The organism is Pseudomonas sp. ADAK2, from assembly GCF_012935755.1.
In the GTDB taxonomy this organism is placed as follows: Bacteria; Pseudomonadota; Gammaproteobacteria; order Pseudomonadales; family Pseudomonadaceae; genus Aquipseudomonas.
The window spans coordinates 6,951,192-6,967,038 of the sequence record NZ_CP052862.1; the positions used below are offsets into that span (position 1 = coordinate 6,951,192).

Below are 15,847 nucleotides of genomic sequence, written 5' to 3' on the forward strand. Positions count from 1 at the left end.
TTACCGGGCCGAAGCGAGTTGAGTGAAGGCGGTACCGAGCCACTGCTGCACGCCATGCATCGTCGCGGCAGAAGTGTCGAGGAACGGTTGCGGGTACACGCCGATATAAATCAGCAGTACCGCCAGACCGACCACCATGATCAGTTCGCGACCATCCATGCCATGCAGCACCGCGTCCGACTTGGACGGGCCGAAGTAGGCACGATGGATCATGATCAGCGAGTAGACCGAACCGAACACCAGGCCCGACGTCGCGATCGCAGTGATCCACGGCGCAGCGGCGAAGGTGCCGATCAGGATCAGGAACTCACCGACGAAGTTACCGGTACCCGGCAAGCCCAGGGAAGCAGCGGCGAAGAACAGGCTGATGGCCGGCAGGTAAGCGATCTTCGACCACAGGCCACCCATTTCACGCATGTCGCGGGTGTGGGTGCGTTCGTACAACTGACCACTCAGGATAAAGAGTGCAGCGGCCGACACACCGTGCGCCAGCATCTGCATCACTGCGCCCTGCAGCGCCAGTTGGCTGCCGGAGTAGATGCCGATCAACACGAAACCCATGTGGGAAACGGAGGAGTAGGCGATCAGACGCTTGATGTCGGTTTGGGCGAAGGCCAGGAACGCACCGTAGAAGATCCCGACCAGACCGAGGGTCATGGCGATCGGCGCGAACTCGGCCGAGGCATTCGGGAACAGCGGCAGGGCGAAACGCAGCAGACCGTAAGCCGCCGTCTTCAACAGGATACCGGCCAGGTCGACCGAACCTGCGGTTGGCGCCTGGGCGTGAGCATCAGGCAACCAGGAGTGGAACGGCACGACCGGCAGCTTCACCGCGAAGGCGATGAAGAAGCCGAGCATCAGGATGTACTCGGTGGTGAGCGACATCTTGGTTTTCAGCAGGTCGGCGTAGTTGAACGTGATCACGCCGGTGCTGTTGAAGTTGACCAGCACCAGACCCAGGATCGCCACCAACATGATCAGGCCGGAAGCCTGGGTGAAGATGAAGAACTTGGTCGCCGCGTAGATCCGGGTTTTCTTGCCGTCCGAAGAACTGTGACCCCAGAGCGCGATGAGGAAGTACATCGGCACCAGCATCATTTCCCAGAAGAAGAAGAACATGAACAGGTCGAGGGCGAGGAACACGCCGACGACACCGCCCAGGATCCACATCAGGTTCAAGTGGAAGAAACCGACGTGACGCTGGATCTCTTTCCACGAGCAGAGTACCGAGAGGATACCCAGCAAACCGGTCAGCAGGATCATCAGCAGCGACAGGCCGTCGAGGGCCAGGTGCACGCTGATGCCGAAGCGCTGGATCCAGATGTGCTTGAACTCAAGCGCCCAGACCGGATCGGCGCCAGGCGCCGGAGCAAATGAATAGTTACCGTGGGCCCACAGCCAGAGGCCGAGAGCGAGTTCCAGGGTCATGGTCAACAGCGCAATCCAGCGGGGGAGGGTAGCGCCGAAGCGCTCACCCATCCAGCACAGCAGGCCGCCGATGAAGGGGATCAGGATTAGCCAAGGCAGAATCATGACGGGCTCAATTCCTTTCGCAAGTTCGCAAGGTTCATATTCAGACCGCTACCAGCACGATGGCGCCGATGACCAGCACGGAGCCGGCTGCCATCGAGGCCGCGTACCAACGCAGTTGACCGGTTTCGGTACGGCTCAGGGCGGTGTGGCCGCCTTTGGCCATACGCGGGATCAAACCGATGGTCTGATCGAGCGGGTCTTTGCGCAGTGCGTGGCTGATCGCAAGGTATGGCTTGACGAACAGTTTGTCGTAGATCCAGTCGAAGCCCCAGGCAGCGAACCACCAGGCCGAAAGGAAGCGGCCGATGCCGCTGTTGGCGATTGCAGTGACGAAACGACGCTTGCCGAGGAACAGCAGCGCGGCCAGCAGGATACCGGCCAGGGCAATGGCGCCCGAAGCGATTTCCAGACTGTGCTTGGCTTCGCCGCCGGCATGGCCGACGCTCTCTGGCAACACGCCGTGCAGCGGTGGCACGATCATCGCGCCGACGAAAGTCGACAACACGATCAGCACCGACAGTGGCAGCCAGTGAGCGATGCCGTGACCGGCGTGGGCTTCGGTCTTCGCTTCACCGTGGAACGCGATGAAGATCAGGCGGAAGGTGTACAGCGAAGTCATGAACGCGCCGACCAGACCTGCGTACAACAGACCGTGGTTGCCGCTGGCGAACGCTTCCCAGAGGATTTCGTCCTTGGAGTAGAAGCCTGCGGTCACCAGTGGCAGGGCCGACAGTGCCGCGCCGCCGACGATGAAGCTGGTGTAGGCCAGCGGCAGTTTCTTCCACAGGCCGCCCATCTTGAAGATGTTCTGCTCGTGGTGGCAGGCAACGATCACCGCACCGGAGGCAAGGAACAGCAGCGCCTTGAAGAAGGCGTGGGTCATCAGGTGGAAAATCGCGCCATCCCATGCACCAACGCCCAGGGCCAGGAACATGTAGCCGATCTGGCTCATGGTCGAGTAGGCGAGGATACGTTTGATGTCGGTTTGTACCAGTGCCGCGAAACCCGCCAGAACCAGCGTCACACCGCCGACGACGCCGACCAGGTGCAGGATATCCGGCGCCAGGGCGAACAAGCCGTGAGTACGAGCGATCAGGTAAACACCTGCGGTCACCATGGTCGCGGCGTGGATCAGTGCCGAAACCGGGGTAGGACCGGCCATCGCATCCGCCAGCCAGGTTTGCAGCGGCAGTTGCGCGGATTTACCGACAGCGCCGCCCAGCAGCATCAGGGTCGCCAGGACGATCCAGAAGTCGCCGACCTGGAACTTCTGCGGTGCCAGCACCAACAGTTCCTGGACGTTCAGCGTGCCCAACTGTTGGAACAGGATGAACAGGCCGATGGCCATGAACACGTCGCCGATCCGGGTCACGATAAAGGCTTTGAGTGCCGCGTTACCGTTGTTGCGGTTGCTGTAGTAGAAACCGATCAACAGGTACGAGCACAGGCCCACGCCTTCCCAGCCGAAGTACAGGAACAACAGGTTATCGCCCAGGATCAGGAACAGCATGCTGGCGATAAACAGGTTGGTGTAGGCGAAGAAGCGCGAGTAACCGTCTTCACCGCGCATGTACCAGGACGCGAACAAGTGGATCAGGAAGCCGACGCCGACCACCACACCGAGCATGGTGACCGACAGGCCATCCAGGTACAGGGCGAAGTTAGGCGTGAAGCCTTCAACGGCCATCCACTGCCACAACACTTGCGTGTAGTGACCGCCTTCCGGCGGGGCGACGTTGAATTGCCAGATCACATAAGCGGCGACGATCGCCGACAGGCCGATGGAACCGACGCCAATCAGCGCCGACAGGTTTTCCGAGAAGCGGCCGCGTGAGAACGACAGCAGCAGGAAACCTATGAGAGGGAATACGAAAGTCAGATAGAGAAGATTCATCCGCGCATCTCGCTGGCAGCGTCGATATCGAGAGTGTGGAAGCGGCGATACAGCTGCAACAGAATCGCCAGGCCAATACTGGCCTCGGCGGCTGCCAGGCTGATCACCAGGATGAACATGATCTGTCCATCCGGCTGGCCCCAGCGGCTACCGGCGACGATGAACGCCAACGCGGAGGCATTCATCATGACCTCCAGGCTCATCAGCACGAAGAGAATGTTGCGGCGGACCATCAGGCCGACCAGACCGAGGCAGAACAGGATGCCGGCAACCGCCAGGCCATGTTCCATTGGGATAGCAGGCATGACTTACTCCTTCGCCTCGTTACGGCCGAGATGGAACGCCGTGACGGCTGCGGCGAGCAGCAACATCGAGGCGAGTTCGACCACCAGCAGATACGGACCGAACAGGCTGATGCCCACGGCTTTTGCATCTACGGTGGTGTGGCCGACGGCCTGGCCGCTGGAATGGCTGAACAGGACGTACAGCAGTTCAGCCAGCAGCAGGGCGCCGAGAACCACCGGGCCGAGCCAGATGCCGGGCTTGAGCCAGACGCGCTCTTGCTGAACCGAGGCCGGGCCAAGGTTGAGCATCATCACCACGAACACGAACAGCACCATGATGGCGCCAGCATAGGCGATCACTTCCAGCACACCGGCGAACGGTGCGCCGAGGGCGAAAAAGGTCATCGCCACGGCAATCAGCGAAATGATCAGGTAGAGCAGGGCGTGCACAGGGTTGGTGTTGGTGATCACGCGAAGCGTGGCCACAACCGCGATACCCGATGCGAAATAGAAAGCGAATTCCATCTTTCTTCCTTAAGGCAGCAAGCTCTTCACGTTGATCGGTTCGGCTTCATTCTGCGCGGCGCCTTTCGGCTTCCCGGCAATCGCCATACCTGCAACACGATAGAAGTTGTAATCAGGGTTTTTGCCGGGGCCGGAGATCAGCAGATCTTCTTTCTCGTAAACCAGGTCCTGACGTTTGAACTCGGCCATCTCGAAATCCGGTGTCAGCTGGATCGCGGTGGTCGGGCAGGCTTCCTCGCAGAGGCCGCAAAAGATGCAGCGCGAGAAGTTGATGCGGAAGAAGTCCGGGTACCAGCGACCGTCTTCGGTTTCGGCTTTCTGCAGCGAGATGCAACCGACTGGGCATGCCACGGCGCACAGGTTGCAGGCTACACAACGCTCTTCGCCATCAGGGTCGCGGGTCAGGACGATACGGCCACGGTAGCGCGGCGGCAGGTACACGGCTTCTTCCGGGTACTGCAGCGTGTCGCGCTTGCGGAAGGCATGGCCGAAGATCATCACCAGGCTGCGAAGCTGGGTGAAGAAGCCATGCACGATGTCAAATATGTACTTCATGATTCTCTATCCTCACTGAGCCGCGACGGCGGGCGTGTTGAGCAACACGATCGCAGCGGTCACCAGCATGTTGACGAGGGTCAGCGGCAGGCAGAACTTCCAGCTGAAATCCATCACTTGGTCATACCGTGGGCGCGGAATCGAGGCGCGCAACAGGATGAAGATCATGATGAAGAACGCGGTTTTCAGCGCGAACCAGATGAACGGGATCTGCGGCAGAATGCCGAACGGACCGTGCCAGCCACCGAAGAACAGGGTCACCAGCAGCGCCGAAATCAACACGATGCCGATGTACTCACCGACGAAGAACATGCCCCATTTCATGCCGGCGTATTCAATGTGGTAACCGTCGGCCAGTTCCTGTTCCGCTTCCGGCTGGTCGAACGGGTGACGGTGAGTCACGGCGACGCCAGCGATGAAGAAGGTCAGGAAACCGAAGATCTGCGGAATGATGAACCACAGGTTCTGCGCTTGATATTCAACGATGTCGCGCATGTTGAACGAGCCGACCTGGATCACGATGCCCATCAGTGACAGGCCCATGAACACTTCGTACGACACGGTTTGTGCCGAGGCCCGCAAGCTGCCCAGCAGGGCGAACTTGTTGTTACTCGACCAGCCGGCGAACAACACCGCGTAGACCGACAGACCGGCCATGGCGAAGAAGAACAGAATGCCGATGTTGATGTCCGCCACGCCCCACGTTGGGGTGATCGGGATGATCGCGAAGGCAATCAGCAGGGCGCTCATGGCGACTACTGGTGCCAGGGTGAAGATCATCTTGTCGGCGAACGGCGGGGTCCAGTCTTCCTTGAAGAACATCTTGATCATGTCGGCCGCGATCTGGAACGCACCGAACGGGCCGACGCGGTTCGGACCGTAACGGTCCTGCCAGAGGGCGAGCAGACGACGCTCGACCCAGCTCAGCAGCGCGCCGCACACCACTACGGCGAGCAGAATCACGATGGCCTTGAGGACCGCGATGATCACGTCAATCACTTCAGGAGTGAACCAGGTCATTGAGCTGCCTCCTGCAGTCCGTCAACGGTTTTGCCAAAGATCGCCGCTGGAATGCCGGCGATACCCGCAGGCAATGCCACCAGGCCAGCGCCCAGCTCTTCATTGATACGCAGCGGCAGACGCAGGGTCTGGCCATCCACGTTCACGCTGAGCAGGGCACCGTCGTTGACGCCAAGACGATCGGCTTCGGATTTGGCCAGAGCGACGTAGGCGGCCGGGATGCGTTCCTGAACCGGTGCGGCTTTCGAAGAGTTTTCTTCGCTGCCGAGCAGGTGGAAGAACGGCACGACTTGCCAGGTGCCTGGAGCCGGGTTGAACGCGCGCGGAACACTGGCGAACCAGTTCAGCGAGTCACCGGTGCTTTCGATCAGGCGGGTGCCTGGGTCGCCAGCGCGGATGTGACCACCGACTTCGTCCTGAAACTTGTTCCAGGCTTGCGGCGAGTTCCAGCCCGGGGACCAGGCGAATGGCACTTGCTGACGCGGTTCGACCGAGCCCGAGTAACCTTCCATCGAGAAGTTGAACGCGGTGTCGTTGTCTTGCGGGGTACGCGGTTCATGGACGCTGATGTCAGCGCGCATGGCGGTACGACCGGAGTAACGCAGCGGTTCGCGGGCCAGCTTCATGCCCTTGATGCGGAACGCGGCGGACGGTGCGGCATCAACGATGCGCGCCAGTTGCGGCGTGCTCGAAGCGACGGCAGCGGTGACGTGGTCCAGTTGGGTCCAGTCGATTGGCTGGTTCAACAAGGTTGCGCGCAGGGCATGCAGCCAGCGCCAGCCTTCGTGAACCAGGATGCTCGCGTCCATGTATTTCGGGTCGAACACCTGGAAGAAGCGCTGGGCGCGGCCTTCCTGGCTGACCAGCGTACCGTCGCCTTCCGCGAAGCTGGCGGCTGGCAGAACCAGGTGCGCGCGATCGCTGGTAGCAGTCTTCTGATGGTCCGCCACGATCACCACTTTCGCGGCGTTCAGGGCAGCATCGACCTTGGCTTTGTCGGTGCGGGTGTACAGATCGTTTTCCAGCACGACGATGGCGTCGGCCTTACCGTCGATTACCGCTTGCAGCGCGTCGTCGACCGAGTTGCCACCGAGCATGGCCAGGCCAAGGCTGTTGGCCTCTGGCACGATCAGGCTGATGGAACCGTTCTTCTCGCGCAGCTTCAGGGCCTTGGCGATGTTCGCCGCGGCTTCGATCAAGGCTTTGGAGCCCAGGGAAGTACCGGCGATGATCAGCGGACGCTTGGCAGCGAGCAGGGCGTCGGCAATGCGCTTGGCCAGGTCGAGGGCTTCAGTATCGAGGCCTTCAACCGCTGGAGCGCTGGCGTCGAGGGCGTGAGCCACGGCGAAACCGATGCGGGCCAGGTCGTCTGGAGCGGCGTGTACGCATTCTTCAGCGATGTCGTCGAGCTTGGTTTCAGCCAGGCTGGCGATGAACAGCGGGTTCAGTTCTTTCTGACCGATGTTCTTCACGGCGGCGTCGAGCCACGGCTGAACGCGCATGGCGTCGGCCATGTCTTCGGCTTTGCCTTTGACCGATTGACGCAGGGACAGGGCCATGCGCGCAGCGGTCTGGGTCAGGTCTTCACCGAGGACGAAGATCGCGTCGTGGTTTTCGATGTCGCGCATGTTCGGGATCGGCAGCGGGCTGTCTTTCAGAACTTGCATGACCAGACGAATGCGCTCCAGCTCGGCGGCTTCGATACCGGAGTAGAAGTGCTCGGCACCGACCAGTTCGCGCAACGCGAAGTTGCTTTCGAGACTGGCGCGGGGCGAACCGATACCGACGATGTTGCGACCGCGCAGCAGGTCGGCGGCTTTATCCAGCGCTTCGTCGAGGGTCAGCTTGGCACCATTGGCCAGCAATGGCTGACGCGGGCGGTCTTCGCGGTTGACGTAGCCGTAGCCGAAACGGCCGCGGTCGCACAGGAAGTACTGGTTGACCGAACCGTTGAAGCGGTTTTCGATCCGACGCAGTTCACCGTAGCGTTCGCCCGGGGAGATGTTGCAGCCGCTGGAGCAGCCATGGCAGATGCTCGGCGAGAACTGCATGTCCCACTTGCGGTTGTAGCGCTCGGAGTGAGTCTTGTCGGTGAACACACCGGTCGGGCAGACCTCGGTGAGGTTGCCGGAGAACTCGCTTTCCAGGGTGCCGTCTTCAACGCGACCGAAGTACACGTTGTCGTGGGCGCCGAACACACCGAGGTCGGTGCCGCCGGCGTAGTCCTTATAGAAGCGCACGCAGCGGTAGCAGGCGATGCAGCGGTTCATCTCGTGACCGATGAACGGGCCGAGATCCTGGTTCTGGTGAGTACGCTTGGTGAAGCGGTAACGGCGCTCGTTGTGGCCGGTCATTACCGTCATGTCTTGCAGGTGGCAATGACCGCCTTCTTCACAGACCGGGCAGTCGTGAGGGTGGTTGGTCATCAGCCATTCGACGACGCTGGCGCGAAACACTTTCGCCTCTTCGTCTTCGATGGAGATCCAGCTGCCGTCGGTGGCGGGGGTCATGCAGGACATGACGATCCGACCACGGGTGTCGTTGGCGTCGGTGTACTGCTTGACCGCGCACTGGCGGCAAGCGCCAACGCTGCCAAGGGCGGGGTGCCAGCAGAAATAAGGGATATCGAGGCCTAGCGACAGACATGCCTGTAACAGGTTGTCTGCCCCATCGACTTCGAGCTCTTTGCCGTCTACGTGGATAGTGGCCATGGTTCAAAGTTCTTCGTTGGCCCGGTGTCAGCGGGCGTGGCTAATGGAATCTTGTTATTCGCGTGAATCAACACAGCCGATGAAGGCGTCATCACACGAGAAGGCGAAGGGCACGGACCCTTCGCCTTTTTAAGCGTTTACGCGCCGACTACGATCGGCCTTGCCAGAGGCGGGACGGCGGCGCTGACAGGCGCTATGCCGGCTTCGAACTCTGGACGGAAGTATTTGATTGCGCTGCCCAATGGCTCCACGGCGCCCGGTGCGTGAGCACAGAAGGTCTTGCCAGGGCCGAGGAAACCGACCAGACCCAGCAGGGTCTCGATATCGCCGGCTTGCCCTTCACCGTTCTCGATTGCACGCAGTAGCTTGACGCTCCACGGCAAACCGTCACGGCACGGGGTGCAGAAGCCGCACGACTCGCGGGAGAAGAACTCTTCCATGTTGCGCAGCAGGGACACCATGTTGACGCTGTCGTCCACCGCCATGGCCAGGCCGGTACCCATCCGGGTTCCCACCTTGGCGATGCCGCCGGCGTACATTTGTGCATCCAGGTGTTCCGGCAACAGGAAACCGGTACCGGCGCCGCCTGGCTGCCAGGCCTTGAGCGTGAAGCCGTCGCGCATGCCGCCGGCGTAGTCTTCGAACAACTCGCGACCGGTGATGCCGAACGGCAATTCCCACAGGCCCGGGTTCTTGACCTTGCCGGAGAAGCCCATGAGCTTGGTGCCCATGTCTTCACTGCCTTCGCGAGCCAACGATTTGTACCAGTCCACGCCGTCGGCAATGATCGCCGGCACGTTGCACAGGGTTTCAACGTTGTTCACGCAAGTCGGCTTGCCCCACACGCCAACGGCGGCAGGGAAGGGCGGCTTGGAGCGCGGGTTGGCGCGGCGGCCTTCGAGGGAGTTGATCAGTGCGGTTTCTTCACCGCAGATGTAACGCCCGGCGCCGGTGTGGACGAACAGCTCGAAATCGAAGCCGCTGCCCAGAATATTCTTGCCCAGCAGGCCGGCTGCCTTGGCTTCTTCCACGGCACGGTTCAGGTGCTTGGCGGCGGTGGTGTATTCGCCACGCAGGAAGATGTAGCCACGGTAGGTTTTCAGCGCGCGGGCACTGATCAGCATGCCTTCGATCAGCAGATGGGGCAGTTGCTCCATCAGCATGCGGTCTTTCCAGGTGTTCGGTTCCATCTCGTCCGCGTTGCACAGCAGGTAGCGGATGTTGATGGATTCGTCTTTCGGCATCAGGCCCCACTTCACGCCAGTGGGGAAGCCTGCACCGCCGCGACCTTTCAGGCCGGCGTCTTTCACGGTCTGGACGATGTCGTCCTGGGCCATGTCGGCGAAGGCTTTGCGCGCCGCCGCGTAACCGTTCTTGGCCTGGTACTCGTCGAGCCACACGGCCTCGCCGTCGTCACGCAGGCGCCAGGTCAGCGGGTGAGTCTCGGCCGAACGCTTGATGCGGTTGGCAGGACCGAAGGAAGTCAGGGTCATACGTAGCCCTCGAGCAAGTTGGCGACGCCAGCAGGCTGCACATCACCGAAAGTGTCGTCGTCGATCATCAACGCCGGCGCCTTGTCGCAGTTGCCGAGGCAGCAGACCGGCAGCAGGGTGAAACGACCGTCGGCGGTGGTTTGACCCAGGCCGATGCCGAGCTTGCTCTGGATTTCGCTGACCACCGACTCGTGGCCGCCGATGTAGCAGACCATGCTGTCGCAGACGCGAATGATGTGGCGGCCGACCGGCTGACGGAAGATCTGGCTATAGAACGTCGCCACCCCTTCAACGTCGCTGGCCGGGATGCCGAGGATCTCGCCGATGGCGTAGAGCGCGCCGTCAGGCACCCAGCCACGTTCCTTCTGAACGATCTTCAGGGCTTCGATCGACGCCGCGCGCGGGTCTTCGTAGTGATGCAGCTCGTGCTCGATGGCCGAGCGCTCGGTTTCACTCAAGGTGAAACGGTCTGTCTGGATAAGCGTGCTGTTCATGCTTAGCGGTCCACGTCGGCCATAACGAAATCGATACTACCCAGGTACGCGATCAAGTCCGCGACCATGCTGCCTTTGATCACCGAAGGGATCTGCTGCAAGTGCGGGAAGCTTGGGGTACGAATCCGGGTGCGGTAGCTCATGGTGCCGCCATCGCTCGTCAGGTAATAACTGTTGATGCCCTTGGTCGCTTCGATCATCTGGAAGGATTCGTTGGCCGGCATGACCGGGCCCCACGAAACTTGCAGGAAGTGCGTGATCAAGGTCTCGATGTGCTGCAGCGTGCGTTCTTTCGGCGGCGGCGTGGTCAGCGGGTGATCCGCCTTGTACGGGCCTTCCGGCATGTTGCGCATGCACTGCTCGATGATCTTCAGGCTCTGGCGCATTTCTTCGACGCGCACGATGCAACGGTCGTAGGCATCGCCATTGGCCGCCAGCGGCACTTCGAATTCGAAGTTCTCGTAGCCGGAGTACGGACGCGCTTTACGCAGGTCGAAGTCGCAACCGGTCGAACGCAGGCCGGCACCGGTGACGCCCCATTCCAGGGCCTCTTTGGTGTTGTAGGCGGCAACGCCGATGGTCCGGCCCTTGAGGATGCTGTTGTCCAGCGCGGCTTTCTGGTATTCGTCCAGACGCTTTGGCATCCACTCGACGAAGTCTTTAACCAGTTTTTCCCAGCCGCGCGGCAGGTCGTGGGCGACGCCACCGATGCGGTACCAGGCCGGGTGCAGACGGAAACCGGTGATGGCTTCGATCACCGTGTACGCCTTCTGGCGGTCGGTGAAGGTGAAGAACACCGGAGTCATCGCGCCGACGTCCTGGATGTACGTCCCCAGGAACAGCAGGTGGCTGGTGATCCGGAAGAATTCGGCCATCATGATGCGGATGACGTCGACCTTCTCGGGCACCTTGATGCCGGCCAGTTTCTCGACCGAGAGCACGTACGGCAGGTTGTTCATCACGCCGCCGAGGTAGTCGATACGGTCGGTGTACGGGATGAAGCTGTGCCAGGACTGACGCTCGGCCATCTTCTCGGCACCACGGTGGTGGTAGCCAACGTCCGGCACGCAATCGACGATCTCTTCACCGTCCAGCTGCAGGATGATGCGGAACGCGCCGTGCGCGGAAGGGTGGTTCGGGCCGAGGTTGAGGAACATGTAGTCCTCGTTCGCCCCGGAACGCTTCATGCCCCAGTCTTCAGGCTTGAAGCGCGCGGCTTCTTCCTCAAGCTGTTGCTTGGCCAGGTTCAGGGTGAACGGGTCGAACTCGGTGGCCCGGGCCGGGAAGTCCTTGCGCAGCGGGTGACCTTCCCAGGTCGGCGGCATCATGATGCGGGTCAGGTGCGGGTGACCTTTGAAGTCGATGCCGTACATGTCCCAGACTTCCCGCTCGTACCAGTTGGCGTTCGGCCAGATGCTGGTGACGGTCGGCAGGCTGAGGTCGCTCTCGGACAAGGCGACCTTGATCATTACGTCACTATTACGTTCGATCGACATCAAGTGATAGAACACAGTGAAGTCGGCGCCGCTTGGCAGCCCTTGACGCTTGGTGCGCAGTCGCTCGTCCACGCCGTGCAGGTCATAGAGCATGACGTACGGCTTGGGCAGGTTGCGCAGGAAGGTCAGGACTTCGACGAGTTTGGCGCGGGCAACCCAAAGCACCGGCATGCCGGTGCGGGTAGGCTGAGCGGTGAACGCCTCGGGGCCAAAACGGTTGTTCAGTTCGACGACCACATCCTGGTCGTCTGCCTTATAAGGCGGGATGTACAGAGCACTGCCTGTAGTCATGGTTATTTATCGCTTTCGGTCAACGTAAAGAATGAAGCCAGTGTCTCGTTCTATAAAAGAAGCAGAGCTGGATCAGACTTCGTCGGGGCTGCGCAGGTTGGTGACTGCGATTCGCTGTTCGCGGCGCTGTTCCTTTTGCGAAGGCATCTCGGCGCGATAAACGCCTTGATCGCCGACGACCCAGGAAAGCGGACGACGCTCCTGTCCAATCGACTCTTGCAAGAGCATCAAGCCTTGCAGGAAAGCTTCAGGACGGGGCGGGCAGCCAGGCACGTAGACGTCCACGGGCAGGAACTTGTCCACCCCTTGAACGACGGAGTAGATGTCGTACATGCCACCGGAGTTGGCGCACGAACCCATGGAGATAACCCATTTCGGTTCGAGCATTTGCTCGTAGAGACGCTGAATGATCGGCGCCATCTTGATGAAGCAGGTACCGGCGATAACCATGAAGTCCGCCTGACGCGGCGATGCCCGGATAACCTCGGCGCCAAAGCGCGCGATGTCGTGGGGCGCCGTGAAGGCGGTGGTCATTTCCACGTAGCAGCACGAAAGACCGAAGTTATACGGCCACAGGGAGTTCTTGCGCCCCCAGTTGATCGTGCCGTTAAGCACGTCTTCGAGCTTGCCCATGAAGATGTTTTTGTGGACTTGATCTTCTAACGGATCGGAAACGGTTTCCCGCTCGCCAATCGGATACTGCTCGTTAGGAGCATCGGGGTCGATCCTGGTGAGATTGTATTGCATTGCCAAAGCCTCATTGTTTCAGCTTCGCCTGCCGCTTGCGACGAGCTTCTGGAGCCCAGTCAAGGGCGCCCACTCGGAACAGGTAGACAAGACCTGCCAACAGAATTGCTATGAAAACGAGAGCTTCGACGAATCCGGTCCAGCCGCTTTCGCGGACGGACACAGACCAGGCAAAGAGAAAGAGGGCTTCGATATCGAAGATCACGAAGAGCATCGCGACCAGATAGAATTTGGCTGAGAGCCGCAAGCGGGCGCCACCTGTAGGTAGCATGCCGGACTCGAACGGTTCGTTTTTGCTGCGGCCCCAGGCTTTTGACCCGAGGAGGCTGGAGACGCCGAGCATGAAGGCGCAAAGGCCGACAACGCCCAGAAGGAAAATGGCAAAGCCCCAGTTGTGGGCCATGAGTCCTGTCGCTTCGGGCATGCTGGTAATCCTTAACAGAGAGCAAAGGTCTCTGAGCTTGAAAAGAAACAAAGCAGTGACGATATGTCGCAGCAATCAATCGCGGTGATTTTATGGCACAACACCGTGCAAGTAAAATTCCTATAGCGAAATTATTTACAGGAATAAGGACATAGCGTACCTCCAAAGCCCTGCAGGCCATGCGGGTCGGGCATTAGCCGCCATTTCACCAATTATGTTTTGTAAGGAATGTAACGAACATAGTTGCGGCTAAATGATAATCAATATTGTTTGGGTTGGTTTTTAAACTGTTTAACGGGTGAGTGAGTGGGAAGTTGTCTTATATGCGCGTTACTGCAAGTAGCGAGCGGGGTCGTTTTACCGTGTTTTCCAGATCAGGAAACTGCTTTGAATCAATGATTTTGAGCGCAGAACCTGACAAGCGCGCGATCCCTGTAGCAGCTGCCGAAGGCTGCGTTCGAGGACGAAGTCCTCGCCAATCCCGCGAGTACAATCCACCCGAAAGACATCACCGCATGATTCACGACTGCTGCGTCCGAACGCGGCCCGAACCGAACGCAGCCTTCGGCAGCTGCTACAGGGGGACGTGGTGTTCAAGAAATCGCAGGCAAAAAAAACGCCCCGAACCAGTCGGGGCGTCAGATGTGCGACGTTGCGGTTAGCTTTCTATTCGGTCCGCAACGGCCGTTTGCTCAGGTGAAGCAGATCAGTGGAACTGTTCTTCTTCAGTCGAACCGGTCAGTGCGGTCACCGAAGACGAGCCACCCTGGATCACGGTGGTCATGTCGTCGAAGTAGCCGGTGCCCACTTCCTGCTGGTGAGCCACGAAGGTGTAACCCTTGGCAGCGTCAGCGAACTCTTGCTCTTGCAGCTTCACGTAGGCAGTCATGTCGTTGCGGGCGTAGTCGTGCGCCAGGTTGAACATGCTGTGCCACATGTTGTGAATGCCGGCCAGGGTGATGAACTGGTGCTTGTAGCCCATGGCGGACAGTTCGCGCTGGAACTTGGCGATGGTCGCGTCGTCCAGGTTTTTCTTCCAGTTGAAGGAAGGCGAGCAGTTGTACGACAGCAGTTGGTCCGGGTATTCCTTTTTGATCGCTTCGGCGAAGCGACGAGCTTCGTCCAGATCCGGCTTGGCGGTTTCGCACCAGATCAGGTCGGCGTACGGCGCGTAGGCCAGGCCGCGAGCGATGGCCTGGTCGAGACCGGCGCGCACTTTGTAGAAGCCTTCCTGAGTACGTTCGCCAGTCACGAATGGCTGGTCGTACGGGTCGCAATCGGACGTCAGCAGGTCAGCAGCGTTAGCGTCGGTACGGGCCAGGATGATGGTCGGAGTACCGGCAACGTCAGCAGCCAGGCGAGCAGCGGTCAGCTTCTGCACGGCTTCCTGGGTTGGAACCAGTACCTTGCCGCCCATGTGGCCGCATTTTTTCACGGAAGCCAGCTGGTCTTCGAAGTGAACGCCGGCGGCGCCTGCTTCGATCATGCTTTTCATCAGCTCGTAAGCGTTCAGTACGCCGCCGAAACCGGCTTCGGCGTCAGCCACGATCGGCGCGAAGTAGTCGATGTAGCCTTCGTCGCCCGGACCTTTACCGGCTTTCCACTGGATCTGGTCAGCACGACGGAACGAGTTGTTGATGCGCTTGACCACGGTTGGAACCGAGTCCACCGGGTACAGCGATTGGTCCGGGTACATCGATTCGGCGGAGTTGTTGTCCGCAGCCACTTGCCAGCCCGACAGGTAAATCGCCTGGATACCGGCTTTGACTTGTTGCACAGCCTGGCCGCCGGTCAGGGCGCCCATGCAGTTGACGAAATCTTTCTCAGGGCGGAAGGACGGCTTGGCGCCCTGGGTAACCAGGTTCCACAGCTTCTCGGCGCCCAGTTTTGCAAAGGTGTGCTCAGGTTGAACCGAGCCGCGCAGGCGGACGACGTCAGCAGCGGAGTAAGCGCGTGTCACGCCTTTCCAGCGTGGGTTTTCAGCCCAATCTTTTTCGAGGGCTGCAATTTGCTGTTCGCGTGTCAGTGCCATGGAGATAAACCTCGTCGCATAGGTCTGGGGTGGAAAATTCCTGCTCCTGCCAGATACGTCCAAAGAGGCGTAAAAGGCTGCTCGCTGACCAGAAGCTTAGGCGGTCAAGTCGGTTTCGGCGGGGATGGCGACGGGATGAACGATGGGCTCGAGGGGAAGTGAGCAGGTAAGGGCGGACTGGCGGGCGCATTCGGGCATCGTGGGCCTTGGTGCGAACATCAGAGTGGTGCCGGGTTACCTAATTACGCTTCCGTCCCTCGGGACAACTTCGTTCCAGTCGGCAACCTCGTCAAACACACCTTGTGGGCGGTACAGACACGAAGCGTCTCGCGGGATAGATGCGAGCGG

General features: G+C 60.2%; 13 protein-coding genes. All 13 read right to left on the minus strand.

Features of this window, described 5'->3' with window-relative positions:
- The 13 genes from nuoM to aceA all read right to left on the minus strand — a co-directional run bounded on the left by nuoM (position 1) and on the right by aceA (position 15,499).
- Positions 1-1,533: an NADH-quinone oxidoreductase subunit M gene (gene nuoM, locus HKK52_RS31715; protein WP_123403083.1), complete on the minus strand. Its 1,533-nt coding sequence runs from the start codon at positions 1,531-1,533 to the stop codon at positions 1-3.
- A gap of 40 nt (positions 1,534-1,573) precedes the next feature.
- Positions 1,574-3,427 carry an NADH-quinone oxidoreductase subunit L gene (gene nuoL / locus HKK52_RS31720; protein WP_149659923.1) on the minus strand — a complete coding sequence of 618 codons (1,854 nt, stop codon included), beginning with the start codon at positions 3,425-3,427 and terminating at the stop codon, positions 1,574-1,576.
- Entirely contained in the window at positions 3,424-3,732 is a 309-nt protein-coding gene (gene nuoK, locus HKK52_RS31725) for an NADH-quinone oxidoreductase subunit NuoK (protein WP_133838688.1), read from the minus strand. Before nuoK ends, nuoL begins: the two co-directional genes overlap by 4 nt.
- Positions 3,733-3,735: 3 nt before the next feature.
- Positions 3,736-4,236, minus strand: coding sequence for an NADH-quinone oxidoreductase subunit J (gene nuoJ, locus HKK52_RS31730; RefSeq protein WP_169374027.1), 501 nt, complete (start codon positions 4,234-4,236; stop codon positions 3,736-3,738).
- 9 nt (positions 4,237-4,245) lie between these two features.
- The gene (gene nuoI, locus HKK52_RS31735) at positions 4,246-4,791 is read right to left on the minus strand and encodes an NADH-quinone oxidoreductase subunit NuoI (RefSeq protein WP_177331423.1); all 546 of its coding nucleotides are present in this window, start codon (positions 4,789-4,791) and stop codon (positions 4,246-4,248) included.
- A 12-nt stretch (positions 4,792-4,803) separates the two neighbouring features.
- The gene (gene nuoH, locus HKK52_RS31740) at positions 4,804-5,811 is read right to left on the minus strand and encodes an NADH-quinone oxidoreductase subunit NuoH (RefSeq protein WP_028623953.1); all 1,008 of its coding nucleotides are present in this window, start codon (positions 5,809-5,811) and stop codon (positions 4,804-4,806) included.
- A complete protein-coding gene (gene nuoG, locus HKK52_RS31745) occupies positions 5,808-8,522 on the minus strand; it encodes an NADH-quinone oxidoreductase subunit NuoG (protein WP_169374028.1) in 2,715 nt (904 codons plus the stop codon). The genes nuoH and nuoG overlap by 4 nt, the downstream gene beginning before the upstream one ends.
- Positions 8,523-8,659: 137 nt before the next feature.
- Positions 8,660-10,015 (minus strand): NADH-quinone oxidoreductase subunit NuoF, encoded by a 1,356-nt coding sequence (gene nuoF / locus HKK52_RS31750; protein WP_169374029.1) that lies wholly within the window; start codon positions 10,013-10,015, stop codon positions 8,660-8,662.
- Entirely contained in the window at positions 10,012-10,509 is a 498-nt protein-coding gene (gene nuoE / locus HKK52_RS31755; RefSeq protein WP_046037843.1) for an NADH-quinone oxidoreductase subunit NuoE, read from the minus strand. The genes nuoF and nuoE overlap by 4 nt, the downstream gene beginning before the upstream one ends.
- Before the next feature lie 2 nt (positions 10,510-10,511).
- Positions 10,512-12,296 (minus strand): NADH-quinone oxidoreductase subunit C/D, encoded by a 1,785-nt coding sequence (nuoC, locus tag HKK52_RS31760; RefSeq protein ID WP_054053672.1) that lies wholly within the window; start codon positions 12,294-12,296, stop codon positions 10,512-10,514.
- A 72-nt stretch (positions 12,297-12,368) separates the two neighbouring features.
- On the minus strand, positions 12,369-13,043 hold the full coding sequence (locus tag HKK52_RS31765) for a NuoB/complex I 20 kDa subunit family protein (RefSeq protein WP_008146035.1): 675 nt from the start codon (positions 13,041-13,043) through the stop codon (positions 12,369-12,371).
- A 10-nt stretch (positions 13,044-13,053) separates the two neighbouring features.
- Entirely contained in the window at positions 13,054-13,467 is a 414-nt protein-coding gene (locus HKK52_RS31770) for an NADH-quinone oxidoreductase subunit A (protein WP_003223812.1), read from the minus strand.
- 706 nt (positions 13,468-14,173) lie between these two features.
- Positions 14,174-15,499, minus strand: a complete 1,326-nt coding sequence (aceA, locus tag HKK52_RS31775; RefSeq protein ID WP_008032724.1) for an isocitrate lyase — start codon at positions 15,497-15,499, stop codon at positions 14,174-14,176.
- Between the last annotated feature and the right edge of the window lie 348 nt (positions 15,500-15,847).